This window comes from Paenibacillus vini (assembly GCF_018403325.1).
Classification (GTDB): domain Bacteria; phylum Bacillota; class Bacilli; order Paenibacillales; family Paenibacillaceae; genus Fontibacillus; species Fontibacillus vini.
On sequence record NZ_BOSL01000067.1, the window covers coordinates 1 to 276 of the forward strand.

Annotated in this window: 1 rRNA gene; it reads right to left on the reverse strand. The window is 51.1% G+C overall.

What is annotated here, in order from left to right:
• Positions 1-124 (reverse strand): 23S ribosomal RNA (locus KJS57_RS26190); the annotation flags it as partial.
• Between the last annotated feature and the right edge of the window lie 152 nt (positions 125-276).

Genomic DNA, 276 nt, shown 5'->3' on the forward strand with positions numbered 1-276 from the left:
CCCCATTCGGACACCCCCGGATCAAAGCTTGCTTACAGCTCCCCGAGGCAGTTTCGTTGTTCGCCACGTCCTTCTTCGGCTCCTAGTGCCTAGGCATCCTCCGTGTGCTCTTAGTAGCTTAACCTACTCGCTCTCATTTTGGGCTATGTGATCTGTTGTCCGTCGCTTCCCCTTTGACTTTCGTCATCAGGCGCGCACTTCCAAAGGATCTCCTATCCCAAAACGTTCGCTCGTATCAACTACCTTATTGAAACTTGTTTTGACACAAGTTCAGCT